Here is a 26,177-nt window from a genome sequence, read left to right as displayed (position 1 = left end):
GGAACTACCCCATCTTTTTTATTAACTTTATAAGTCAACATTTTTTAATTACCTTTTCTTCAGTAACTACAACATCAGAAGATACCTTATCATCACTTTGGGCAAAACTAACAACAACACAAACAAAAAATAACATTACAATTAACACTTATTTCATAAATACCTCTAAAAAACTACTTAATATCTTTAAGACACCAAACCATTATATATCGTATCTTGCTTTCTTCTGGTATTCCATTATCTCAATTCACCAAAAAAAATTTTACTATCACTAATTATACACATGATACTATTACTTACACATCATCATCCAATTTACAAATTAGAAATCATACTTTGGTCAACTCCACACTCATTATAAATGCTATTTATTTCCTAAAAAAACATAAGTTTAATATTATTTATATAAAACTTAATCGTATTCTCAAAAAATTATTTCTTGCAAATATAACTACTAAACATTATGAATCCATCTTAAAACATCCAAAATACAAAAGTATCAAACTTGTAAGTAGGCCTACTTCACAAATAGTCTTGAAAACTTAATTTTTATTAATTCATTTGAAAATTTACGTATACATACTGCAAATAGTTTACAATTTTTTATAAAAAATATATTTATCTATAATCATTAGTACAAAAATATTTTTTAAAAATTAAACCTAAAAAAATTATTTATTTCACTACATAACAACATCTTAATGTTATATAGTACAAATATTACATTATCTGCATTCAATAACAAAATTTTACTATCACCAGACTCACTAGACTTTTTTACATTTTTAATATATACCTATATTCACACTGTAAATGAGCACCATGAAATCTCTTCAAATGATTAAAGTACTTTGTGTAGATTAAAATTTGCTTTTATAATTAATTATCTTTTTCCACAATCGTACAACTATAAATAAACTATACATTTATAATCCATACAATTTTATACAAAAAAACCGAATATTTTTGATTAGAACATATGCATCAATCAAGTAACACATCATTAACAAAAATTACACCTCCCTCACGATTACAGAAAGAAGTGTGCGCATTATCAATTACTGCAATAAAAGTATAATAATATAGAAGTAGAAGAAAATCCAAATTTATCTCTAGATTTCCTCCTATTATTCTTAATTTTAAGTTAAGTAATTTAATATCTATCTTATTATTAATTAATTATTTTTGGCTTTCTTACCTTATCTACTTCTTTTTTCACTTTCTCAAGTATATTCTTTACTGCTTTTTTAATTACATCTTCCACTGCCACTAATAGTTTATTTACTGCTGTTATTCCTGCTGATTGTACCGCTTTTTCATCGTTATTTGCATTATGAGCAGCTAATTTACCGTCTTTAACTAATGAACGTAATGCTATTCCTCCACTCACTGCACCTGCTAAAGCTGCATTTTGTGCCAAATTAGCTGCTTGACCTCCTCTTGCAAAAGAAACGGCACTTGTATTTGCAGTTGCATTAACTCCTCCCACTTCTGCATCACTTTCTCCTGATTCAACAATAGCTGCCAATATTTCTTTCCCACTTACTGATGATACTATTGCTGCTGCTTCTAATCCCGATGCCGCTCCTGCATTAGCGTCCTTAGCCAAAACTCTAGCCCCATTTTGTGGAGTAGTTCCTCCTACTCTCGCAGTAGCTATTGTTACATCACTTTTTTTTGGTTCTTCAACCTGTTGTGTCTTAGCTGTGTCAACTATCCCTTTTAATGCTTTATATGCTAATTTTAATGCATCTAAATTTGCTGTCACCCCATTTTGGTTGTTTCCAACCTCAACTACCTTATTACCATCACCTATATCCTTTAAAGCCTCTATATGTCCTTTTAATGTTGTCAATATCCCCTTAGCTGATGCAATAGCTTTATCTAATTCTGATTCTTTTCCTTCTTTAACTGATTCTTTACTCTTATCCCCAATTTTTACTAATTCTTGCATAGCCTTATCTATTCCACTTGCTAATCCTGTAAAATATTCTCCCACTTGATTCCTAGTTGTATCTGCAGTGACACGCAATCCCAAGACACTTGATACCAACTCTATAAATGAATAAAATGCATGCTCCGCACTTTTTTCTACTTCCATCATCACTCCTCTTAACCCACTCCCGTCTCCTCCTGCTGCTCCTTCTCCTTCCTTTATTCCTCCCCCACTATTACATCCCATCATCATCACCATCATCAATATTATTCCCTTCATTCTCATTCTCTTTACTCTCTCTCTATCCCTCTCTTCCCTTTTATTTCTCCTTCTTTTACTTCTCTATTCATTTTCTTCGCCTCCTTATTTTTTCTTTCTTTTTAGCTTTCTTATAGCCTATCTCTCAAGGATTAGAAGGAAAAAATATGACTGAATACTGCAAATAAAAAAAGAGAGCTTTATTGCTCTCTCTACTAGCCTTTTTACCTAATAATTATTACATAAACTTTATTATACTAATTCACCTATTAATTAGCCTTAACTTTAGATTCAGAACCCTCTCCTTGCTTAATCTCTACTAACACCTTGTTTATCTCTTTTAATCCCTCATCCACTCTATTCCTGATTGCTACCACCAACGTACTTAACACCTTATTACTGTTAATGTTGTATTTCCTGTCCTTAGTTCTAGAACACCTATATATATAGCTGACTTTACTATTGCTTGCAATGAATCAAAGGCTTTATTTAATCTATCATCAACTGGTTTTATTCCTTGTTGATCATTTTCTGCCCAACCTACCAATTTGTCATCACCTACTTGCCCTAATAATTCTAAATTCCCTTTTAATCTGCTTAAAGTAGTCTTTAGCAGTATCAACTGCCGCTCTTATTCCCTTATTTAATAAACCTTCTTTACCAAGATTTGCCGATGCTTTTACTGCTACTTTCTCTTAATTCTTCTGATGAAACACCTATCTTTTCTCCTAGACTGTTAAAGTACTTACCTACATCTTCTTTCTTTGTATCTTTACCTACATTAAATCCCAAACTCCCTGACACTAAACTCTAAAAATACAAAAATGCATCCCCGGCACTCCTCCCTACTTCCCTAATACTTTTAGATCTCTTGCATTATCCACTTCTTACTTTACTTTCTAAAATACATTCTTTACTATCCTCTTTACTATTTCTTCTACTATTCCCAATAATTTATTTACTACACTTAATTCTACTAATTGTGATACTTTGTCATCATCAATACTATGTGAGGCTAATTTACCACCTTTTACTAATGAACGTAGAGCTATCCCTCCTGCTTAATACCATCATCAGATTTATCTTATTGTTTTACTGTAGAGAAGATAAAGAAAACTAAAAATTTTACATTAACTAATAACAAAACAAAAACTAAGAGTACTATACTCTCAGCTTTATATTTATTAACCTTATTTCCCCAGTTACTTACCCTTCAATCAAAAAACTAATCTTAATATATTCTTATAAGATTGTATTTAACTACTTATCAATTCCCAACAGTATCAGGTCTCACAGGTTCTTCTATAAGCTTCTTGATTGAATCATCTAATTCCTTTTTAGAACTAGCCATCAAAATATCAATTGATGTATTTAGTTTATCAAGCTCATCTCTCCCCTTAGTTTTATCAGCATTATCTTTAAGAAGAGCCTTCTTCGAATCAGCATCACTAGCACCTTCCTTATCAAATTCAGCAGTAGAACTCTTCAATTTATTCAAAAACGCTGTACTTTTAACTTTAGCATCATTAACCTTTGTACTTAAATCACTAGAAAGTCCCACTTTTCCTGCCAACGTTGCTAATTTAGCATCCACAGCTTCTATCACACTATATGCTCCTGCAATTAATGCTCCATTATGATCAGCTATATCACCAAGACCAGCAGCTCCAACTTTCTTCCCTATAGCTTTAGCCAACTCATCAACCGACTTAACTAAAGTATGAACCTCTTTAACACTTTCTGCAAACTCCACCGCATCTCTTATCTTTTTACTTACCACCTTTAAATCTATTACACTCCCATCTCCCTTCCTTCCTTTCCCTTCTTCTCCTGTCCCTTCTCCACTTACTCCTCCACTATTACATCCCATCACTATCATCATCATCACCATCATCATCATTAATATCACTACTCTTACTTTCCCCTCTTCTTTTTTCTCTCTCCTCATTCTTTTCGATTCCTTGTTTTTTTATTAAGGATAAGGAAGACACAAAAAATAAAACGAATACAACTATGAATGAATGGACAAACGAAAATTCATAAGAACATTTTAAAAACCAAAAATAATAAAATGAATCATATAAAGCAATATATCCCTACTTCACTATAAAATAAAAGAGACAAATAACTTAACTCTAAGTATCCTCATCAGTATCTTTAATTTACAACTTTATTTATTTTCTTAAAGTTATTATCCTAATTGAATATCTTGGTATTTATATAATTTAACTTCTTTAAATAGTAGATTTAATTACAAGTTCTGCCATTACATCCGATACCATTTTATTAGAAGCCCTTAATAATTCATCTATTGCTATCCTTTCTTTTTCTAATTTTTTCCGTACCTCCTTTTTTCTGATAAGTGACAAAGTAGTTAATTAGCTTTTACAAGAAAAAAAATAAAAGCTAAGAATACTACACTCTTAGCTTTATAGCTATTGATTTTATTTGCTCCGGTTACTTACCTTCCAAGTAAAAAACTAATTTTACAATAACATCCAAATTCTTTATCTCTTACCTTATTAAGATTGACCATCCGTTGCTGCAACATTAACAGGATTTGTAAGTTCATTAATTGCAGCTTCCACTGCAGCTTGAGCAGCTGTTATTAACTCATCAACTGCTGTATTGAGAGATTCAAGCTCAGTTACTCCTTTATTTTTAGTAGCATTTGTTACAAGTAAAGCTGCTTTTGCATTATCATCACTAGCATCTTCCTTCCCAAGATCAGTATGTTCTGTTTTTAATTTATTTGAGAATGATTCACCACTAGTTTTCGCAGCAGTAACCTTTGCCTTCAGTGTAGCAGAAAGTCCAGCCTTACCCTCTAATACCGTCAACTTACCATTGATATCCAACGCAATATTATATGCTCCTGCAAGCAATGATCCATTCTTACCAGCCATAGTATCAAACTTTCCATCTGACTTAATCTTCTTCCCAATAGAACCAGCAAGAGTATCTACTGACTTAACTAAAACATGCACTTCTTTTACTTTCCCTGCAAACTCCACCGCATCTCTTATCTTTTTACTTACTACCTTTAAATCTATTACACTCCCATCTCCCTTCCTTCCTTTCCCTTCCTCTCCTTCCTTTATTCCTCCCCCACTATTACAAAAGTATTCGGTTTATTATATAAAATTGTACAAACAAAGATAATATGGTGATGGGATAATGAGAACATTTTAAAAAAATCACAAATAATAAAATTAATCATATCAAGTCATATATCTCTATTTAACACACTATAAAATAAAAGATACCAAAAGCTTCACTCTTAGTATCTTCACTTTATGACTTTATTTTTCTTACTTATTTACATAACTTTGCCTATTTATTTTGACCACCAGAACCACTATTCTAAGATGCTACAGTAGTAGCATTAATATTAATTTTCATTGCTTCTTTTACACTCTTAAGTCCTATATCAATACTTCTTCTTATTGCTACTGTTAATATATCTAATGCTTTAGTTACTGCACTTATTGCCGCATCTTTAACTACAATAATAGCATCTTCAGCATTAGCCTGACCAGCAAATTTACCACCCTTTGCCATTGCTTTCAATGCTATAGCTCCCGCTATAATAACATCTTTCTTAGTAGATGGCTTATCATCATCTTTAGCATTTGCCAATTTATAAGCACCACCACCAACTTTAATCATAGCTTGTAAAATATCAGCACCAGTTACTGCTCCTACTGCTTTAGCTGCATCAGCTGCTGATTTTTTTGCATTAGTACCAGCAGCACCAGCATTCGTACCATTAAATAACTTTCCTGCTTCATCATCAGCAGCATTACCACCAGTTCTGTCAGTCTGCCCATCTAAAGCTTTTTTCTCAGTACCAGCAACAGGATTTCCTTCTTTAAGGACTACATCCACAATACCTTTAATTCCATTTATTAATTTATCAACTTCACCAACAGTACCACCAACAGCAGCATTGGCCATATCACCAAGTAGACCACTAGCATCTCCAATTGCCTCACTTGCTGTCTTTGCTCCTTCTATTATCTTATCTAGTTTACTCTCAATTAATGTTTTCACCGCAGTAGCAGTAGCCTCAGCATTCGGATTCTTTTCTTCCTTCATCTCACTAACAATTTTATTAAGAGCCCATCCTTTATCCCTTGCACAGTACCCTGCACTGTCTTAAAATATTTCCCTACATCCGATTTCTTACTCTCAACACTCAACCCCAATACACTCCCTACCATATCCCCAAAAGAAGTGAAAACATTCAAAAATTCATTACTTACATTAACTAATGACTGCAAAAATTTATTCTTCCCTTCCTCTGCTTATAACACTCAATTATTATTCCTCTCTTTTTTATCCCTTCTCTCGCCTCTTTTATCCTTTCTGCTTTTTTTCACCTGCATATTCCCTTCTTAGCCTCCTATTTTTTATTTTTTTTATTTAGCTTATCTTCAAATACTAGTAAGACACTCAAAACAAAATAAGACAAATAACCAATGAACGAATAAATAACAATTCATAAAAATATCTATATAAAAATTGAACATTGATTTTATTATCATCTATTACAAATTTGAAAATAATAAAGTTAAGACCTATTTTTTATAGTATGAAATTTATTTGTACAATTTTATACAATAAACTGAATATTTTTAACTAGAACATTTTAATAAAACCAAAAATAATAAAATTAATCATATAAAGCAATATATTTCTATTTAACACACTATAAAATAAAAGATACCAAGAAATTACTCCCAATATCTTTTTATCTCTATTAACTTTATTTATTTTATTCAAGTTATTATTCTTGAATATTTTGGTATTTATATATTAAGTTATTTTACACAGCAGGCTTAACTGTAAGTTCTCCTATTAATGCTTCTATTGCATCTGTAGAAAGCTTTAACAATGCATCTATTGCCGTATTAAGCTTAATCAATTCAGCAACTCCTTTATCACCATCCGTTTTGCCAATTCTATCTATAGCTTTCTTTGTATCATCATCAGAAGCATCTTTTTTACCAAGTTCAGCATTACCACTTTTCAACTTATCCAAGAATGCCTTACCTTCTGTTTCAACAGCAACAATCTTTCCTTTCAATTCATCAGAAATGTTATCTGTTGTTTCTAATCCTTTTAACTTAGTGTTTACAGCAGATATCACACTATGCACTCCTGCAATTAACGATCCATTTTGACCAGCTTCATCAGCAAGACTACCATTAGCATCAATCTTTTTGCCTATAGCTTTAGCCAACTCGTCAACCGACTTAACTAAAACATGCACTTCCTTTACTTTCCCTGCAAACTCCACCGCATCCTTTATCCTTTTACTTACTCCCTTTAAATCTATTACACTCCCATCTCCCTTCCTTCCTTTCCCTTCTTCTCCTGTCCCTTCTCCACTTACTCCCCCACTATTACATCCCATCATTACTACTATCCTGTTATAAATAGAAAAATGTTTTTCTTTTGTCTATATCACTTAATTATTTATTGAGAAGTAAGAACAAATTCAGTAGTTACAGAAATATCTCCAGGATTAATTTTTATTGTTTTTTTTAATTGCCTTAAATCATGCATTAATTGTTTCTATTATTAAAAAGAAAAATATATTCCCTATTTGCCTAACAAAGAACAAGAAAAGTGTTTCCTTTAAATGACTTTTTAGTATTTATTTCGTAATCTTATCTAAAAAAGATGCTCTTTTAGCAAGAAAGCATCTTTTTTTTATAATTTTATTATTTATGTATTAATTTTATTTTACTGGTTTTATTTAAGATTATTTCTTATCAGGACCAACTACAGTCTTTTCAATTTCAGTATTAAGTTTCATAGATTCCTTCACAGTTTTTAGTCCTTTATCTACTGTTTTTCTTATTGCTATAGTTAGTGTATTTAGTGCTTTATTAACTGCACTTACAACCGTATTTTTTACTCCAATATTATATTCAGCAGCAGCTGCACTAGGACCAGCAAATTTACCATCTTTTGCAATTCCTCTTAACGCTATTGCTCCTGCTATAGTTCCATCTTTAGCACTAGCTAACTTAGGATCACCTTTTTTAACTATAGCTTGTAATATGTCAGCACCACTTACCGATCCAACAGCTTTAGCTGCATCTGTTGCTGACTTCTTTGCATTTTCCGCAGTACCTGCATTAGCAGTATCAAACAATTTTCCTGCCTCACCATCAGCAGCAGCACCTCTTGCAGTAGAACCATCACTAGCCTTCTTATCATCCCCAGCATCATGTTTCCCCTCTTTTAGTACCACTTCTACTATATTTTTAACTCCTTCTACTAACTTAGTAACATCACCAGCAGTACCTCCAGCATTATCAGCTGCTACATTTCCAATTAGTTCACTAGCATCTCCTATCGCCTCACTTGCAGCCTTTGCTCCACCAATTATCTTATCTAGTGTTTCACTTAACAATTTTTTTACCGCACTCTCAGTAGCCTCAGCATTAGGATTCTTTTCTTCCTTCATTTCGCTAACAATTTTATTAAGCCCATCCTTTATCCCTTGTACAGTATCTTGAACCGTCTTAAAGTAATTCCCTACATCTGACTTCTTTGAATTAACATTCAACCCCAATACACTCCCCACCATATCCCCAAATGAAGTGAAAACATTCAAAAATTCATTACTTACATTAACTAAAGATTGCAAAAACTTATTCTTTCCTTGCTCTGCTTCCACCACACCACTATTACATCCCATCATCACCATCATCATCACCATTAATATCACTACTCTTACTTTCCCCTCTCCTTTTTTCTCTTTCTTCATTCTTCTAGCCTCCTTATTTTTTATTTTTTTCTAGCTTATCTTTAAAGGAGTAGAAGAAACAAAGATGTTTATATGAAACACAATTCATCAAACTATATACAATACTGCAAATAAAAAAAGAGAGCTCTTTTGCTCCCTTTCCTTTATCAATATACTCTTATCCAATAATTTCAACTATATTCAATATATACTAATTCACCTACTAATTAGACTTAACCTCAGAACCTTCTACTTGCTTAATCTCTCCCAATACCTTATTTATCTCTTTTAATCCTAAATCCACTCTATTCCTTATCGCTATTACCAAGGTACTTAACACCTTATTTACTGCACTTGCTACTACTCCATTTACTGCTTGTACTGATTTGTCTTCATTTTTAGCCGCAAATTTGCCTCCTTTTGCCATTCCTCTTAATGCTATCCCTGCTGCTATTACTGCATCTTTCTTTGCTGAATCTACTGTAATTTCCTTCTTGGCATTATCCTGTTTAGCAGCAGCAATCTCAGCAGCATTTTTTACTTGATCAATCTTAACCTCAGCATCAATCACCTCATCAGACTTAAAAATAGCCTGAAGAATATCAGTCCCACTTACTGCTCCTATCGTTGCACTTGCTGCAGCTGCTACAGCATCTGTCCCATCATCTTTATTCCCACTAAATAACCCACCAATTGATTTTTGTTGTTCCCCATCAGTCTTTGTAGCAATAGCATTGCCTTCATTTTCTTTTAATACTGCTCCAACAATTCCTTTTATTCCTTTTACAAGAACATTTACTACATCTTTGTCAGCAGAAACAGCAGCCTGGTCTTTAACAGCATTACCTATAGCATCACTACCACTAGCACCCCCAGATGCTTCTTTTGCTCCTGCCTCAATCTTATCAATTGTTGTGATAAATTCATCAACCTTTTCTTTTACTTTTTCATAATGTCCATTCTGTTCCAAAATTTTATTTAATTTTGCTTTTGTTGCTTTCATTGTCTCTGAAATTTTAGTAAAATAAACCCCAACATCCGATTTTTTTGTTTCCGCTTTTATCCCCAACGTCCCTGTAATCATATCCCCAAAACTCACAAATACTTCCAAAAATCCTTTCCCTAAATTTACCATCTCACTCAAAAACACTTTCTCTGGATCCTTACCACCACTATTACATCCCATCACTATTATCATCACCATCACTATCCCTTTTACTCTTCTCACTCTCATCTTCTCCACTCTCCTTTCTCTCTCTATTTCTCTCATCTCTTTCATTTCCCCTTTTATTTTCCCTTCTTTCATTTTCTTGCCTCCTTGTTTTTTTAGCTTTCTTTCATAGCTTTTCTTAGAAAACAAACAAAAAAGTCAATAAATGATGATTTATATGAATATTATTCATACAACATATACAATACCGCAAATAAAAAAGAGAGCTTCATTGCTCCCTTTGCCAAAATTTTTACATAATAACTTAACTATATTTCAATATATACTAATTCACCTATTAATTAGATTGATTTTAGAATTGTGTCTAATTTTACCTCCAACCTATCAACCTTATTTAACCTTATTTAACCTTATTTAACCTTATTTAACCTTATTTAACCTTATTCAATATACAAAAAATAACTATAGATCAATTTTTTATTCTTGCTAAAGAAATAGCAAAAATTATAAAAATTGCAAAAAAAATTAAACCTATTCTTTATATAGAAGAAATATTTACTTATTTAAATTTACTTTATAAACAATGCATATAGCATAGATATTAATGCTATAAATATTCCTACATTAATGGTAATAATAGTCCCAAACATCCAAGCATGTAATTTTAATTTACTATTAAGTTCCACTTTATTCAATTCAATATCTTTCCTAACAATACCTATCTTATTATCAAGCTCCGTAAATTTAGCATCTATTTTAGTATCAAGGTCTTTAATATCTGATTTTAGGTTATTTTCAACAGTATCTATTTTGTTATCAAGTTCTGTAAATTTAATATCTATCTTAATATTTAAATTATTCTCTACGGTATCAATCTTAGTATCAAGTTCTCTAATCTCAGCCTTTAAACCACGCTCTAATATTTCCAGTTTAAGGTTAAAATTACTTTCTAAATATTGAAGATCTTTAGTAGTAAGCTCATTTTTATAATATCTATAAGACAAATCATCTGCAATCTCTCTATTAATACCCGCTTTTACAAGCTCATTTAGTACCATCTGTCTAGTAATTACAGGTTCCATTTGCATATACTCCATAAAGAATCTCCTTATGTAATTATTATACAATAATTTATAAGCTAAATGAAAGTAAATTTAGTAAAATGTCGACTTCTATCACGATAATTTAAAGACAAAATTAAATATGCTGCTGATAATGCATCAAGAGCATCATCATGAACTTTGCCATTTCCATTATATGAATAAATATCACTAAATACAGAACTACTACTATAATCTAATAAATGCATCTTGTTATAAGTAAATGGTGTTAATAAAGAAACAATTCTTGCGTATTTATCTGTTTTAGGTCTTGTTGGTGCAATTCTAAAGTAATTTTCCATATTATCTCGAAGTCTAACATATTCACATGCAAAAGCCCCAGCTCCTTTAACATCATCTCTATCCTCAATATAAAGTGTATTAACATTTAAATTCTCCATTATTACCTTTATTGTATTCATAACATATGGATCAACAGCTGGTTTTTAATCTTGAAATATAAATGCATAATACTTATCCGACACCTTCTCTAAAACACAAAGAGAAGTATTATCTCCACCATATAAATTAACCCTTAAAGAATTGATTTCAAAATATGACGTATTTGAATATTTGGGAACAAAAGGTATTTTAAGCATATTAGCAAGATTTTTAAACTGGCCTGTAACATTAATTTCTAATGCTTTCTGTGAGTTGCCTAATATAAAATTATTGGTATCTTGACTATAAAGATGCCTATTTTTAAGTAAAGTTTTTAAGAATAAATAACAAGCCAAAAATGTTTTACCACTTGAAATTCCACCTGATAAAATAACTTTGTTTTGATTATTCTTTTCAATAGCACTTAACACTTTACGTTGTTTTTTAGTTAAGAACCTGTTTTCAAAGCTTTTAAAATCAACAAATACTGGTTTTGGTTTAATAAAAGACGCAATATCAATCCCAAATTCACGCTTATATTCCCTTTGCATATACTTAAAAATACTACTACTATATATATCCATTTACTTATCCTCCAAACTTAAATCTACTCTCATCTAAGTCTGCAATTTTGAGTTTCTTCATTGTTTCATAACATAATTTCATTGTTTTATCTTCTTTCTCACGTTTCAAATCTTTAAGCTTAATCTTCTTATCTTGAAGTTCTCTACTATTTCCTTTATTTTGAATCATTTTAATCTCTCTCTCCAATAGATTTATTTCTTCTATACAATCCTCAAGTTCTAATTCTAAATAATTATTAAATGCCTTCATAAACTTAAGTCCAAGTTGACTTTTCGTTATACTAAATTGACTTCTAAGCTCACGTGCTTTGGCATTGGTTTCAAGTACTCAATCTAAGATACTATTAAGAGTAGTTTTACAAATGGTTACTTTATTATCACTATAAAACTCTTGCTGATTATCTTTACTACTTTCCCATTTTTGTCTCATTTTACTTACATTAGCTCGTGAAACACAAAGCTCTTTCGCTATTTCAGCATCATTTAATCGACATTCTTCAAAATACATGGCATAATCTTCATATGCTCTTTTTACTTTATTCATATCTCTTCAACCTTATAATTTAACAAAAATTAATTTTAGTTAACATAAACTTTATAACAAAACATTAAACTTTCAAAGTTTAAAAGGTTATTTTGAAAGTAATAGTGATAATTTAGAACAATTTAAAGATCAAGCATCAAGTAATTGTGAAATAGAAGAATAAAGATAAAATTAAAAGCAAATCTTTTTTTTTAAAATTTCTATACAAACCAAAATAACTAATAGTATACTTAAAAACAAGGAGAATATTATATGTATAAATATCTAAAACACATACTAATTTATAGTCTAATACTAATTTATTCTTGTGCAGATAAAGTACACGAAGGAAAAGGTTTAGCACTAACTACAAACTCACAACAAACATATAAAACTAAGAATTTCAATACCATTATTCATAGATTTAACAAATATGCAGAATTAGCAAGAGAAGCAATCAAAAAACATAAAAGCGGTAAAGACATAAGAAAAGATTTTGACGAAATACAAACGTACGTAGAAAACTATGATAAATTGATTTCTTGGATTGAAAAGAATCCCGATAAAAAGAAAGAACTAGATAAAGATTGGACTGAAGCTTATAATTGGCTAGAGAAAAGAAGATCAAAAAATGCATCTGAAAAAACTTTAATTAAATATATAAGCGATGGCATTGATTGTGGCATAAATCTTTCATGTCAAGATACAAAGAAACAATATGGAACTAAAGAAAACCAGATAGATTTATTCTTTGTGCAAAATTTAAGGGACATATTTCTCGCTCATAGCGATCCTGAAGAAATTTTTATAACATTTAAAACACTTGATATTTCAGGTCTCAAAGATAAATTTTGATTTTATTGTAAGGAAGTAATAAATTAAAAGTTTATAAAAAGTAAAGGAAGTTGACTTTATGTTAACCTATGATAAAAAGTAGGTTAACAAAAGAAAGATAGAGGAAAGATATTATCATTGCACAAAGTCTTAGGCTTAAAATAGAGTATCAAAAAAATAGGAAGCAAAAAAGCAAGTATTTGTAAAAAATAGGAACAAGTATCTTAAATATTTATTCCAAAAATATTTAAACCATATCTTCTACTAATTACAATCAAACTACATGCCATTTTTAACATACAATGAAAGGGCTAAAAAATTGACTAAACTTATAAGTATTTGTTAATATATTAATTAACCATTTTATAATTTTTAAAATCATTAGTTAATAAGTAAACTTAAAAATAGAAATACTAAACCTAAATCCACTCCTATAAGATTCTATCTGAATGAAAAGACAACAAAACTTGTAAAATGCTGCATCACAAAACTTCAAGCTATAGATCCAATTTCTGGATGGTTCGTATACATATTATCAATAACTGATTGTAGAGGAGTAGAGATACAAAATGTCAAACTTGCTGATATATCACAAGAAAAAAGCAATAATGATGGGGTATTTTATAGTTTACGTGTAAATGTTGCAAAGAAGCGAAGTAATATTTGCATCAGAGAAATAGTAATTAGTGAAAATGAATATAAATCTATTATGAGAGTACATCATGTTTATTTTATATCTAAAGGCAAAGACACAAGACGTACATATCTATTTCAAAAAACAAAAATAAATTTAAAGATAATAGAATAAATATAAATAAAATTTCAAAACAATTTAAAGATTTTGTACTCTAATTTCTATTGATCTTGCTTTTGTTACATCTATAGATGGTTTGTCTGTACTACTATCTTCACTATTAGAAATATTATTTTCAATTTGTTCTTTATTGTTCCTTTGTTCAATATCTAAATTACTAGCATCAATATCAACTTCACTTTCTATTGACAAATATGCAACTAGTGCATAACGTTTGAAATAAGTTGCTGCAGACCCCACAAGCTGCGGCCATGTATTTTGACTTTTGATCCCAAAAGACTTCAATTCTTTTATATGTGTTGATGTATCAAATGAATGTTAATATCCACTTAAAGGACTATAAAATGTTGTTGTAACAACATCTACTAAATTACCATCAACACTCTTTGTAGTTGGATACTGTACAAAATCAATATCTAGATCATGTTCCTTAATAAAATTCTTAACTTCCCTTACTATTTCATTAAAATCTTGATACTTATACCCATAGCCATTAAGATTTTTGTTTACACCATTCAAACCCATTCTCAACGTTTTAAGGTTCTTTAAAAAGTCTATTCTCTTTTGATTGTTTGTTGTGCTTTTGTTATTAATTTTTGTTGTTTCTTGCATATTTGTTTTTGGAATATTATTATTTTCATATTAAATCTCCTTTAAAATTCGATTTCATATAAAAATAATATAACGAAAAATAATTTTTGTCAACAAAAAAACTTCATAAAATGTTAATTTATTAAATTTGAAAATAAAAATTTAGACCCTAATTAAACACTCTGCTTTCAAAATGCTTAACAAAGGCCTAAAGGCTTATTCGAATGAACCGAATTCAGGTAGTTTTAATATGAAAAACTACTAGTGATAACTATAATAAAATAAATTTAAAATAAAATCAACCAATGATTTATCAAATGCAACAAATAGATCGGTATATCTTTTTATCATTATCATAATGTCATTATCCCAATTTTTCTAATAAAATAATACTGTTACTTTGCAAGTCTTTAAATAAATAAATGTCATTGTTATACTGTATTTAAAACGTCAAATCAACAATAAAACACATATTCTAATGATCTCTCAAAGAATTGAACTTTTTCATCAATGTTTCAAGCCAATCTTTTTTTTCTATAAATAATTCATCTAATACAAAACTTGTAAACTTCGAATTTTTTTTATAAAAATCATAACTTTCTTGGCTCTTAAGTTGAAATCTTAATGGTTTTACCGGATTTTGTCTTGATTTTTTAATATTAGTACTATTAGTACTTCTGATAAAAAGAAGAGAATTTTGAATCCCATTTTGAATTATATACTCCTCACTAAGAATCCCCTCATCTATAGCCGAGGCCATCCTTATATATCCATAAACTTGTGTCCTAGCCAAGTTAAACTCTTCTATAAAGGCTGAAAAAGTTTTATAACCTTCTTGTATATAAAGTACTTTGTCATTAATTTCTTTTAAAATTTTCATAACAGTTATTTTTGCATGTATCTCATCTTTTAAATTAATCATCAATTTTCTTTTTAATTCTTTAAAATATTCCAACGATGAATTTTGTTCATTTGTAACCACTTGGCTATTTACCGAAGTTAATATTACTCCCGTATTATTACCTTCAGTTGATAGATTAATATTATCAGATAGATTTCGTCTTTGAACTTGCAAATCTAACTTTTTACTCATAATACCTCCTTTTAAGTTGTGCGTTACAACGCATAATTATATATTTGTAACACCTTCAACCTTCGATAAAAAAATATTTATAGCATTTTGATACTCAAATATATAATCTTTTTTTAAATCAAAGCTATTACTCTCAGCAATTCTCCTATTTAAATCCTCTCGTTCTGATACAATACCCAAAAAATTATTCATGATTTCTAATTGACTTAATAACTCTTTATGTGTAAGATTGTGTTTAAACCTAGTAACAATTAAAAAAATAGGTATTTTTAAATCATATTTGCTCATATAAGCAGATAACAAATCAAAACTTTCAATTGTCCATCGCTCGGCTGTCATTGGTACTATTATATAATCAGTAGGTATCAACGCTAGTCTCAACGTAAAACCCAAACAAGGATTAGTATCAATTACTATATAATCATACTCATCTTTTAAATAAGAAATTTGTTTTTTTAACTTCAAATCTCCTAATGCAAAAATTTTATTACAATTAATACACTCATATTTTTCATTAAGAGAATATAAACTCATATAACTAGGTATTATATCTAAATTACAACTAATACCAACTATTGCTTTATTAATATCTATCGATTCTATCAAAACTTCATATATATTGACAATGGAAACTGATATATTTTGATAATTTATCTCATTAAAATAATAGCTGGTCACTGATGCTTGTGTATCCATATCTATCAAAAGCACTTTATATTTTTTAGATAACAATGTAGCAAATATAATAGAACTTGTACTTTTCCCAACACCTCCTTTAATATTTGTAAAAGTAATTACTTCTGGTTTTTTTCTATCCATTTTCTTATAATACCCCCATTTGGCAATTTTTTATTGTAAAATTCGTACACTTGTTTTTCTAAAGTTTCAAGTATTGTGATAAACGTCTTGCAATATTGTGTATCTATCTTGTCTTTTCTAACTAAATAAGAAATTCCTTTTAAATAACAAAATATGCTTCCCTTTTTAAATCTAAATTCTATATAATAAACCTTTGAGAAAGTAGATGCTTTCATAACACCATTCTCTTCATATCTAGTTACAATATTTTGTATTGGTTTCCTATATCCATAAAATATTCCTAAAAATTTGTCATCTCCTTTTAGAGAAAATAAATGAATAAATCCTATTTTTTCTTGATTGAATAATCCTCTAAATGAAACAAAAAATTTATGCTTTTGGTTTTTATTAATCCTAAATATATACATATCCTTCATTATCTTTAGATGGTATAACATTCTGTCATTTTTATTTTCTATCTTTACAAAGATAGACTTATTTTCTTTTTCTTTAATTTCTATCTTTTTTTCTCTAAGACGCTCTAATACGTTATCCATAACAAATCCTTAGTCAACAATCTTTTCATACTCTTCTATTTTTAAATGCTCTTTGCCCTCTACCATCTCTAAAATTTCGTAATAATAGTGATTATTAAATACTTGGCTATATTTCAAATCAACCTGATTACTTAAATAATTTCTTAACATTGGAACTAAAACTTTAACCTCTACTTTGTTCTTCAACTGATCTATCAGTATACTAAATATATTATTTCTAATCTGTTTGTGGTCTTCTTTTTTGCCTTTTTTCTTACATTCGACTGTTTTCTTAATCCTTTTTACTATCTGCCCTAAATCACCGTATTTACTACTCTCTACGATAAAATGCGGCTTGTCTTTATACTTTTCATACGCTTTTTGTATTTCTGTTTCTAATTGCTTTTCATCGTATCCTTCTTTTTTTAATACTTCCTTTGTCTCTGCTAATGCCTTTTCTAATTCTTGTTGTCTTCCTATTAATCTATTGCTCTTATTTCGCTCTCTTTCTCTTTTATTCTCTTCTTTCTTCAGTTCTATTAGCTTTTCTATTTTGATTTCTTTTGTTGTTTCTAAATTCAAAATAGAGAGATATTTATCATCTTTGAATTCACACTTTTTTATGTACTTTTCTAGTTGTGCATTTTCTCTTTCTGTTTTTTTTAGCTCTTTCTTCTTCTTTTTATTATTCTTATTATTACTATTATTATTAATACACTCCCATTTTTCTGCACTCCCATTTTTCTTTAGACTCCCATTATTAGTGCATGTTTGTTGATGATATGAGTTGGCACGTTGTTGAAATCTTTCTTCTTTTTTGTCTTTAAAATGTCTATTGATTTTATAGTGACATATTTTTTTAGAAAATCTAAGTTTATAATGAATTTCAGTACCGCAATTCTCTCCTAAATGTCTGTAATAGTTACTAGTTACTTGAAATTCTTTTTCTAGTTTATATAAATAACTTTGTAGAGTTTTGAGTGTAGCTTTTTTTTGGCCATTGTTGTTTAAGTTATTATTGAAGTAATATAGTATTTTATTTTGATTGTATTGTTTAAACGTAGAATTTATATAATTTAATGTTGATATTAAAACGATTAATTTGTGTTGGTATTTATTGATGGGCTTTTTTATGTCTTCCATAACTAAACTCCTTAAAAATTCGGTTTTACTAGAGTTCATAATAACGCAATTGTTACTAAAAAGTAAACCTATTCTTAATAAAAATATTTTTTTGTAAAAAAAATTATAAATATTATAACAAAAAGTTGACAAAAATTATTTTTCGTTATATTATTTTTATGTAAAATCGAATTTTAAAGGGGATTTAATATGAATATAAATGATATTTTAACAACAACTAAAGCAATTAATAATGGAGCAAAAAAAGTGAATCATCAAGATTTATGCACCCAACAAGTTATTAAAGGTTTAGAATCTTTTATTCCAACACCAGAGTCTGATAATAATAAACAGACTAATGTAAGTAAAATGAGCAAAATAGGACGTAAATTACCTGGTATCAAAAAGAATGAATATTTCAAGTTTAATAGTAAAGTAGATTTTTCTATTCAACGTGGGACATTAACAAGATTTGGTGCTAGTGAAGTTGGGAGTATATTTCTTGGTGTTGAAGCAGCTACTGAATTAATTGTAAGTAAAGTACTTAAATTTTTTGGGAAAGAAGTTCCATATAAAGATAATTTGCATATTAAAAAAGGTAAAGCATTAGAAAATTTAGGATTTGATGAATTTTTACCTATTTATTTTGATAATATATAAGTTTTACATAAAAACAAATATGCTAATGGAATAGACAAATATAATTACTTCAAACGAGTAGGATTAGGAGATAATCTTGTTGGCGCAAAATAGATGGTTGGTTTATCAATAATCAAGGTGGATTAGAGCTATTAGAGATTAAATGTAGTGATAGTAATTATTTAACATCAGCTATTACAGAATATAATCAAACAGGTAATTTTTTAGATAGTAAATATTTCTTTAAATATTATGTTCAAGCACAAGTGCAACTTGCATGTACTGGCTTATCAAAATGCAACCTATTCTTTTTAATTGGTGATGAGCCTATTAATTGTATTATAGAGAGGAATAATGGCGTTATAGGGATAGTGATGATTTATATTGCGGCATTGGATATGGAAGTTGAGCGTATTTTTAATCTTCTAAATAATGATAATTCTATTGATCTTTTAAATATTGATATAGAAAATTTAACTAATCATATAAAATTATTACTTCAAGATAGTAAATTTTGTTCAAGCCTGGCAGAATTAAATTATAAATATGAGTTTATGAGTTTTATCAATATTGTTAATTTAAATATTGGTGCCGAAGAGCGAGAACTTTTAGAGAAGCATTTAGTTGATATTCAATCTAAGCAAACAGAAATAGAGAAGAAAGAGAAAGAGAATGCTAAAGAATTATATGCACTTACTAAACAAGATAAGGATGTTCTTAAAGATATATTTGGTAAGTTATCTATGGATTTTAAATTAACAGATAATATTGTTTATAGATTAGGTAAGAATGTATTTGCGTTAAATTCAGGTAAACGTGCTATTAAAGATAGGTTTAAATTAATTACGGATCATTATGATATTAATGATATTAGTTCTAGTCGTAAGTTCTCTATATCTAATCCTGTATCTTCTATCTCATATGCAATTTAATGGAAGGTGGATCAGATGATTATACATCTAATAATCTTAATAATCTTTATTTTAATAATTTTATATTGTATGTTAAAATTCACATATAAGTGTTTCAGAAATATTATTAAAAAATATGTTTATGACTATCATGCAATAATATGACTATCATGCAATAAAAGGATACAATGAATATTTAGGTAACTTGTATTGTGATCTTCAAAGAATGGAAATCAGATGTAGGCTTTATGATGATGGGGGTTTTGATGTCTGACATTAATAACATCACATTATCAGGACGCTTGGTTAGAGATTCACTTTTATTTTATAGTAGTACAAATTTAGCTATACTAAATTTTTCTATAGCAAATAATATTAAAGTCAAAAGAAAAGGTGAGTGGAGAGATAATGCACAATTTTTTAATTGTGTATTATTTGGTAAACTAGCAGAAACTCTTATTCATTTTCTTAGTAAAGGCAAACAAGTTGTTGTTCATGGATCTATGAGACATGAGTATTATAAGGATAAACATAGTGGAGTTGATAAAATTAAAAGCATTATTTTTGTAGATCAACTGAGATTGTTTGATTCGGATAGTAAACATTATAATCCTAAAGTTGATATTCCTATTCCTGTTCCTGCTTGTGAATTTAATGAAGATATTCCTTTTTAGAAGTTTATAAAATATGAGGACTAATTGTTATATTTTAAATTTATATGGCATCTTAAGTTTCTTTGGCGTTAAAAGAGATGTTCGTGTTGAGGATAAAGATTATAAGTGTTTAAAAGATGAATTTGAGATAAGTGAAGTTAAGATAAAGAATAATATCGGGTCCCATTTTATGGCAACAAATAATACATAAGTTTTATATGATTTTCTTTATCTTAAAGATGGAGGACAAGAATATCTTCTTAAATCTAAGCGTGTATTTAAAATATATAACTTACTCCATATATGTATTTATTGTTAAAAGGCTATATGCCTTTTTTTATGCTTACTTAGAAAAATGGATCCTTAACTTTTTATAAACATTTAATTTATTACTTTCTTACGATAAAATCAAAAATTGTCTTTTATGAATGAAATATTAATTTTTTGAAATTTGACAAATTGATCTTCAGGATTGTCATGAACGAAAAATATTTCATGTGAATTTATTCCAAAAAAGGTATCTATCTGGTTTGTGTAAGTTCCATATTTCTTAAGATCTTTACATAAGGAATTTTTACAGTCAAGGGCATCGTTTATATATTCAGCTAAAGTTTTCTCAGGTGCATTTTCTGCTCTTCTTTTCTCTAGCCAATTATAAGCCTCAGTCAAATCTGTATCTAGTTCTTTCTTTTTGTCGGGATTTTTTTCAATCCAAGAAATAAATTGTTCATATCTGTATATGACTGTTTTATAGTTGTCAGGATTTTGTAGTTGTATTTCACCTTTTTTAGATTTTTTGACGTTTTTTCTTAGTATTTCTATTGCTGTGTTAAATCCATTAATAATGGTATTAAAATTCTTATTGTCATTCGCTTGTTGTGCGCTTGTAGGTTCTTTTACTTTATCTGTACAAGAGTAAATTAGTATTAGACTATAAATTAGTATGTGTTTTAGATATTTATGCATATAATATTCTCCTTGTTTTTAAGTATACTATACTATTGGCTATTTTGGTTTGTATAGCGATTTTTATAAAAGTTTAAGCATTTTATTTATTTTTATAAAAGATTTGCTTTAAATTTTGTCTTTATTCTCCTGTTTTACCAATTACTTGATGCTTGATCTTTAAATTGCTCTAAGATTGTCACTATTACTTTCAAAAGGGCCTTTTAAAACCTGCTTAAATGTATTTTTTGATTTTCTACATTTTCTCCAGTTCATTTTGGATATATTCAAGATAGGATTTGTGTTTGTTATTTCTTTTTAAGAATAAATTAGTAATAAATCACTTATTTTTAAGTACTTTTATTATAGATTAGTTATAGAGCATAATTTTTTTGCTTATTTGCTATGGCAAATCTTAATTTTTTGATAAATTTAATTATATTGTCATATAATAAGTATTAGTTAAATTAATTTTGACCATGAAAAAACTCCAACAGGAAGAAATTACTATTCTTTTTGTTAGTTTTATTATAGTAGTACATTGATTTAATGTTATATTTGTATAGCTCGAAGAGCAATACAAATATAGAGTAATGAATTGCTATGATTTAATAACTATTTTTATATAATGATATGCTTTTAATTTACTTGCTTTTGAAAAGCCATAAACATTATCTATTTCAGCTGTTGATGCATGTTTCATTAGTTCTTTAATTTCAAATGAATTGTATCCTTTGCTTTTAAGTGTTGCAATAGATATATTTCTACATATATGTAATGATTTACGATGTTTAAATCTTGATTTTGTTAGTAATTCTTTAAATTGTTTTGAAATTTCACTTATATTTATTCTATTATCTTTAAATCGATGTTTACTTTTTTGAAATAGATAAGTACGTCTTGAATCTTGTCCTTTATTTTTAAAATGAAGTTTATGAATTTCTTCTATAGCTTCAAATTCAGATTTACTTATTACTACTTCTCTGGTGCAAATATTACTTCGCTTCTTTGCAACATTGACACGTAAACTATAAAATGCTTCACCATTATTGTTTTTTCTTGTGATATATCAGTAAGTTTGACATTTTGTATCTCTACTCTTCTACAACCAGTTACTGATAATATGTATACGAACCATCCAGAAATTGGATCTATATCTTGAAGTTTTGTGATGCAGCGTTTTACAAGTTTTGTTGTCTTTTCATTTAGATAAAATCTTATAGGAGTGGATTTAGATTTAGTATTTCTATTTTTAAGTTTACTTATTAACTAATAATTTTAAAAATTATAAAATGTTTAATTAATATATTATCAAATACTTATAAGTTTAGTCAATTTTTTGGTACTTTCATTGTATGTTAAAAATGGCATGTAGCATGTAGTGTGATTGTAATTAGTAGAAGATATAGTTTTAAATGTTTTTGGAATAAATATCCAAGATACTTATTCCTTTGATTTACAAATACTTGCTTTTTTGCTTCCTATTTATTTTACAGCTTATTTTAAGCCTAATACTTTCTGCAATGATAATATCTTTCCTCTATCTTTCTTTTGTTAACCTACTTTTTATTATAGGTTAACATAAAGTCAACTTCCTTCACTTTTTATATCCTTTAATTTATTTATTGCTCCATGCTTGAAGCATTTCTAGGTCTTCTCCAGATGTAAGTAATTCTTCAAGATAGTTTACTCTTTTTCTGTTATGATCTTTGGAGTATAAGCATTCAGTGAGAATTGACTCAAAAAAATCGGGTATTGAACTTCCCAAATCATTATGACCATATTTATCTGGCGAACAAGTAACTTTTTCTATAGTGCACTTAAAAGCATTATCTATATATTGTTCAAATATTATATCACTTGCATGTTGTTTTCGTTTTTTTTCTAAGAGGTCATAAACAGTATTAAATGCGTTAGCTAATTTCTTTTGGCTTTGTTTACTTTTATTCAGGTAAGTGATAAATTCAGTGGCTTTTTCATTCATATTTTTATAGTAGTGATAATTTGATGCAGGGTGATATTTATTCTCTTCTTCTTTTTCATAGTATTCAGTCGTAGTTTTTAACTTTTGATTTGTTTTATGAAATATTTGCTGCAAAATCTCAAATTTTTTTTGCTCATCTTCAGTTATAGAAGTAACTTCGTTTTTTGTCTTTTCTATTATTGCTTCTATTATTTCTATTATTTTTATTCTTTTTGTTTTTATTCTTAGTGCTATTTCCTGGACTATTTCTAATTTTTGCTTTATAATCAATACTAATTTTTTTATTTCTTCTTCTTCTCTTTGTATTTCTTCTTTCACTATTTCAATTGTTATTTTTGCTACTTCTATATTTTTTCTTGCTATTTTTACTTCTGATACTTCTTGTGTTTTATATGCTTCTATCTTTGCTGAATTTGCTACATTTGCATTGTTCATTGAGTCTCTTTCTTCTTCTTCTGTTTCTTGTATTTTTGTTTTTATTTGCTTTGCTAATGTTACTTGTTTTTGTGCTTCTGTCAATTCTTCTTTTAAAGAAGAAATATTAAGAGTTGCTTTATCTTTTTCTATTATATTTGCTAGTTCTGTTTCTGTTTCTGCTTGTGCTATTGCTTGTTTTACTTCTGATATTACTTGTTCTATTTCTGATATTATTTGTTCTAATTTTGCTATTATTTTTTCTACTTCTTGATGGGCTCTTAATATTCTTCTTTGTGCTTTATTTGTCTCTAATACCGATGTATTTATTGCTTGTATGTTTATTTCTATTTTTTCTCTTTCTTCTTTTAATATTTTTTCTTTTTCTTGTGGTGTCATTTCTTGTAGTGGAGTTTCTTGTGGTGGAGTTTCTTGTAGTGGAGTTTCTTGTAGTGGGGTTTCTTGTGGTGGGGTTTCTTGTGGTGGGGTTTCTTGTGGTGGGGTTTCTTGTGGTGGGGTTTCTTGTGGTGGGGTTTCTTGTGGTGTCATTTCTTGTAGTGGAGTTTCTTGTAGTGGAGTTTCTTGTGGTGGAGTTTTTCGTGGTTTAGTTTCTTGTGGTGGAGTTTCTTGTAGTGGAGTTTCTTGTAGTGGAGTTTCTTGTAGTGGGGTTTCTTGTGGTGGGGTTTCTTGTGGTGGAGTTTCTTGTGGTGGAGTTTCTTGTAGTGGGGTTTCTTGTGGTGAAGTTTCTTGTGGTGGAGTTTCTTGTGGTGAAGTTTCTTGTGGTGGAGTTTTTCGTGGTTTAGTTTCTTGTGGTGGAGTTTTTCGTGGTTTAGTTTCTTGTAGTAGAGTTTTTCGTGGTTTAGTTTCTTTATTTACGTAATTTTTGTCCGATTTCTTTAGAGAGGATAGAACATCTCTTTCATTCCATTTACAACAATGAAGTGAAAATAAAATAAAAAGCAGCAAATATTTTATCATATTATAATATTCTCCATATTTTATATCATATCATATATTAGTTATATTACTTTGTATAGATATATAAAAATCAAAGTACATGAATTATAGCATTCAACCGTTAACTTGCTTTTATTTTTTGGTTAACAAAAATCAATTTTTCTCTTTTTACAGTATTTTAATTTATTGCTTTCTTATTTCACTTTTGTATCTATTACATTGACACATAATAGGTCATTTATACAACTTGTGAGAATTCATCCAATTTGCTTTCATTCATAGTGTTAAAATATTCTTTTATTGTTTTTTGAAAATTTTTTTTAGTATTCTCAGTATCTAAGTAAGGACCAGAACGACTTGCAAGTTCACAATTTATATAATCAAGAATTGGTATGATTTTAACTTTATCAAAGCATGGGAAGGTTTTTAATTTATCTGTGTTGCTTGACTTTGATGATGCGAGTGCACTTAAATGTGCATGTGTTTCTCTTTAAATCTTTTTGCTTCTGAAAACGTTGCTGTATCTTTTTTAAATAAGTATCATAATAACTCCCTTAATTTAATAATAGTATATTATTATTAGTATAATAGTAGTTTTTGTAAAATTAATTTTTGTTAATTTATAAGATTGAAGAGATATGAGTAAAGTAAAAAGAGCATATAAAGATTGTGTCATGTATTTTGAAGAAGATCGATTAAATGATGCTGAAATAGCGAAAGAGCTTTGTGTTACACGAGCTAATGTATGTAAAATGGAAAAATATTAAAGATAATCCAATAGAGTTTTATAGTGATAATAAAGTAACCATTTGTAACACTACTCTTAATAGTATCTTAGATCAAGTACTTGAAACCAATGCCAAAACACATGAGCTTAAGAGTCAATTTAGTATAACGAAAAGTTAACTTGGACTTAAGTTTATGAAGGCATTTAATAATTATTTAGAATTAGAACTTAAGGATTGTATAGAAGAAATAGATCTATTGGAGAGAGAGATCAAAATGATTCAAAATAAAGGAAATAGTAGAGAACTTCAAGATAAGAAGATTAAGCTTAAAGATTTAAAACGTGAGAAAGAAGATAAAACAATGAAGTTATGTTATGAAACAATGAAGAAACTCAAAATTGCAGATTTAGATGGGAGTAGATTTAAGTTTGGAGGATAAATA

Annotated in this window: 22 protein-coding genes and 8 pseudogenes; 8 read left to right on the top strand and 22 right to left on the bottom strand. The window is 28.6% G+C overall.

The window, feature by feature from the left end; genetic code table 11:
• Positions 1 to 1,171 precede the first annotated feature (1,171 nt).
• The 15 genes and pseudogenes from BDU_RS06395 to BDU_RS06345 all read right to left on the bottom strand — a co-directional run bounded on the left by BDU_RS06395 (position 1,172) and on the right by BDU_RS06345 (position 12,737).
• Positions 1,172 to 2,221: a variable large family protein gene (locus tag BDU_RS06395; RefSeq protein ID WP_012539529.1), complete on the bottom strand. Its 1,050-nt coding sequence runs from the start codon at positions 2,219 to 2,221 to the stop codon at positions 1,172 to 1,174.
• A gap of 242 nt (positions 2,222 to 2,463) precedes the next feature.
• Positions 2,464 to 2,592 (bottom strand): annotated as a pseudogene (locus BDU_RS08305) (variable large family protein); the annotation flags it as partial.
• Positions 2,592 to 3,061: pseudogene (locus BDU_RS08300) on the bottom strand (variable large family protein); the annotation flags it as partial. The pseudogenes BDU_RS08300 and BDU_RS08305, both read right to left, overlap by 1 nt.
• 32 nt (positions 3,062 to 3,093) lie before the next feature.
• A pseudogene (locus BDU_RS08295) lies at positions 3,094 to 3,255 on the bottom strand (variable large family protein); the annotation flags it as partial.
• A 206-nt stretch (positions 3,256 to 3,461) separates the two neighbouring features.
• Entirely contained in the window at positions 3,462 to 3,947 is a 486-nt protein-coding gene (locus BDU_RS06385) for a Vsp/OspC family lipoprotein (protein ID WP_404801589.1), read from the bottom strand.
• Positions 3,948 to 3,988: 41 nt separating this feature from the next.
• A pseudogene (locus tag BDU_RS08720) lies at positions 3,989 to 4,142 on the bottom strand (Vsp/OspC family lipoprotein); the annotation flags it as partial.
• Positions 4,143 to 4,428: 286 nt separating this feature from the next.
• Complete coding sequence (locus BDU_RS08715; RefSeq protein WP_318250831.1) at positions 4,429 to 4,563, bottom strand: hypothetical protein; 135 nt, start codon at positions 4,561 to 4,563, stop codon at positions 4,429 to 4,431.
• Between the two features lie 153 nt (positions 4,564 to 4,716).
• On the bottom strand, positions 4,717 to 5,247 hold the full coding sequence (locus tag BDU_RS06380; RefSeq protein ID WP_318250833.1) for a Vsp/OspC family lipoprotein: 531 nt from the start codon (positions 5,245 to 5,247) through the stop codon (positions 4,717 to 4,719).
• Positions 5,248 to 5,557: 310 nt separating this feature from the next.
• A pseudogene (locus BDU_RS06375) lies at positions 5,558 to 6,501 on the bottom strand (variable large family protein); the annotation flags it as partial.
• 521 nt (positions 6,502 to 7,022) lie between these two features.
• Entirely contained in the window at positions 7,023 to 7,616 is a 594-nt protein-coding gene (locus BDU_RS06370; RefSeq protein WP_012539527.1) for a Vsp/OspC family lipoprotein, read from the bottom strand.
• Between the two features lie 348 nt (positions 7,617 to 7,964).
• Positions 7,965 to 8,978 carry a variable large family protein gene (locus BDU_RS06365; RefSeq protein ID WP_012539526.1) on the bottom strand — a complete coding sequence of 338 codons (1,014 nt, stop codon included), beginning with the start codon at positions 8,976 to 8,978 and terminating at the stop codon, positions 7,965 to 7,967.
• 202 nt (positions 8,979 to 9,180) lie between these two features.
• Positions 9,181 to 10,191, bottom strand: coding sequence for a variable large family protein (locus BDU_RS06360; RefSeq protein ID WP_041177918.1), 1,011 nt, complete (start codon positions 10,189 to 10,191; stop codon positions 9,181 to 9,183).
• 506 nt (positions 10,192 to 10,697) lie between these two features.
• The gene (bdr, locus tag BDU_RS08710) at positions 10,698 to 11,225 is read right to left on the bottom strand and encodes a Bdr family repetitive protein (RefSeq protein WP_041177911.1); all 528 of its coding nucleotides are present in this window, start codon (positions 11,223 to 11,225) and stop codon (positions 10,698 to 10,700) included.
• 41 nt (positions 11,226 to 11,266) lie between these two features.
• A pseudogene (locus tag BDU_RS06350) lies at positions 11,267 to 12,193 on the bottom strand (phage terminase large subunit family protein).
• Positions 12,194 to 12,197: 4 nt separating this feature from the next.
• Positions 12,198 to 12,737: pseudogene (locus BDU_RS06345) on the bottom strand (DUF603 domain-containing protein).
• 252 nt (positions 12,738 to 12,989) lie between these two features.
• Here BDU_RS06345 and BDU_RS06340 point away from each other — a divergent pair.
• Positions 12,990 to 13,571: an Mlp family lipoprotein gene (locus tag BDU_RS06340; protein WP_012539523.1), complete on the top strand. Its 582-nt coding sequence runs from the start codon at positions 12,990 to 12,992 to the stop codon at positions 13,569 to 13,571.
• 811 nt (positions 13,572 to 14,382) lie between these two features.
• On the opposite strand, the pseudogene BDU_RS06335 reads toward BDU_RS06340, so the two are convergent.
• The 5 genes and pseudogenes from BDU_RS06335 to BDU_RS06315 form a co-directional block, all read right to left on the bottom strand.
• Positions 14,383 to 14,976, bottom strand: a pseudogene (locus BDU_RS06335) (ERF family protein).
• Between the two features lie 454 nt (positions 14,977 to 15,430).
• Positions 15,431 to 16,048, bottom strand: a complete 618-nt coding sequence (locus BDU_RS06330) for a chromosome replication/partitioning protein (RefSeq protein WP_012539522.1) — start codon at positions 16,046 to 16,048, stop codon at positions 15,431 to 15,433.
• A 36-nt stretch (positions 16,049 to 16,084) separates the two neighbouring features.
• Entirely contained in the window at positions 16,085 to 16,867 is a 783-nt protein-coding gene (locus BDU_RS06325; protein WP_012539521.1) for a ParA family protein, read from the bottom strand.
• On the bottom strand, positions 16,843 to 17,403 hold the full coding sequence (locus BDU_RS06320) for a DUF226 domain-containing protein (RefSeq protein ID WP_012539520.1): 561 nt from the start codon (positions 17,401 to 17,403) through the stop codon (positions 16,843 to 16,845). Before BDU_RS06320 ends, BDU_RS06325 begins: the two co-directional genes overlap by 25 nt.
• Positions 17,404 to 17,412: 9 nt before the next feature.
• Positions 17,413 to 18,525 carry a plasmid maintenance protein gene (locus BDU_RS06315; protein ID WP_041177910.1) on the bottom strand — a complete coding sequence of 371 codons (1,113 nt, stop codon included), beginning with the start codon at positions 18,523 to 18,525 and terminating at the stop codon, positions 17,413 to 17,415.
• 189 nt (positions 18,526 to 18,714) lie between these two features.
• On the opposite strand from BDU_RS06315, the gene BDU_RS08705 reads away from it, so the two are divergent.
• The 4 genes from BDU_RS08705 to BDU_RS08695 all read left to right on the top strand — a co-directional run bounded on the left by BDU_RS08705 (position 18,715) and on the right by BDU_RS08695 (position 20,918).
• Positions 18,715 to 19,164, top strand: a complete 450-nt coding sequence (locus BDU_RS08705) for a hypothetical protein (protein WP_049752303.1) — start codon at positions 18,715 to 18,717, stop codon at positions 19,162 to 19,164.
• A gap of 245 nt (positions 19,165 to 19,409) precedes the next feature.
• Entirely contained in the window at positions 19,410 to 20,075 is a 666-nt protein-coding gene (locus BDU_RS08700) for a DUF244 domain-containing protein (protein WP_318250830.1), read from the top strand.
• Positions 20,076 to 20,266: 191 nt separating this feature from the next.
• Complete coding sequence (locus BDU_RS06305; RefSeq protein WP_012539518.1) at positions 20,267 to 20,728, top strand: single-stranded DNA-binding protein; 462 nt, start codon at positions 20,267 to 20,269, stop codon at positions 20,726 to 20,728.
• A gap of 13 nt (positions 20,729 to 20,741) precedes the next feature.
• Entirely contained in the window at positions 20,742 to 20,918 is a 177-nt protein-coding gene (locus BDU_RS08695) for a DUF261 family protein (RefSeq protein WP_318250829.1), read from the top strand.
• Between the two features lie 197 nt (positions 20,919 to 21,115).
• On the opposite strand, the gene BDU_RS07495 is transcribed toward BDU_RS08695, so the two are convergent.
• The gene (locus BDU_RS07495; protein ID WP_049752300.1) at positions 21,116 to 21,673 is read right to left on the bottom strand and encodes an Mlp family lipoprotein; all 558 of its coding nucleotides are present in this window, start codon (positions 21,671 to 21,673) and stop codon (positions 21,116 to 21,118) included.
• A gap of 1,597 nt (positions 21,674 to 23,270) precedes the next feature.
• A complete protein-coding gene (locus BDU_RS07490) occupies positions 23,271 to 25,028 on the bottom strand; it encodes a coiled-coil domain-containing protein (protein WP_012539517.1) in 1,758 nt (585 codons plus the stop codon).
• A gap of 617 nt (positions 25,029 to 25,645) precedes the next feature.
• Here BDU_RS07490 and BDU_RS08685 point away from each other — a divergent pair.
• The 3 genes from BDU_RS08685 to BDU_RS08675 are packed head-to-tail and all read left to right on the top strand — an operon-like array spanning position 25,646 to position 26,174.
• Positions 25,646 to 25,774, top strand: a complete 129-nt coding sequence (locus BDU_RS08685) for a DUF603 domain-containing protein (RefSeq protein ID WP_318250828.1) — start codon at positions 25,646 to 25,648, stop codon at positions 25,772 to 25,774.
• The gene (locus tag BDU_RS08680; protein ID WP_318250827.1) at positions 25,749 to 25,913 is read left to right on the top strand and encodes a hypothetical protein; all 165 of its coding nucleotides are present in this window, start codon (positions 25,749 to 25,751) and stop codon (positions 25,911 to 25,913) included. Before BDU_RS08685 ends, BDU_RS08680 begins: the two co-directional genes overlap by 26 nt.
• Before the next feature lie 15 nt (positions 25,914 to 25,928).
• Positions 25,929 to 26,174, top strand: a complete 246-nt coding sequence (locus BDU_RS08675) for a hypothetical protein (protein ID WP_318250826.1) — start codon at positions 25,929 to 25,931, stop codon at positions 26,172 to 26,174.
• The last annotated feature ends 3 nt before the right edge of the window (positions 26,175 to 26,177 follow it).

The organism is Borrelia duttonii Ly (assembly GCF_000019685.1).
In the GTDB taxonomy this organism is placed as follows: Bacteria; Spirochaetota; Spirochaetia; order Borreliales; family Borreliaceae; genus Borrelia; species Borrelia duttonii.
Note: the sequence above shows the minus strand (reverse complement) of the source record. Positions and strands in the feature narration are given on the sequence as shown.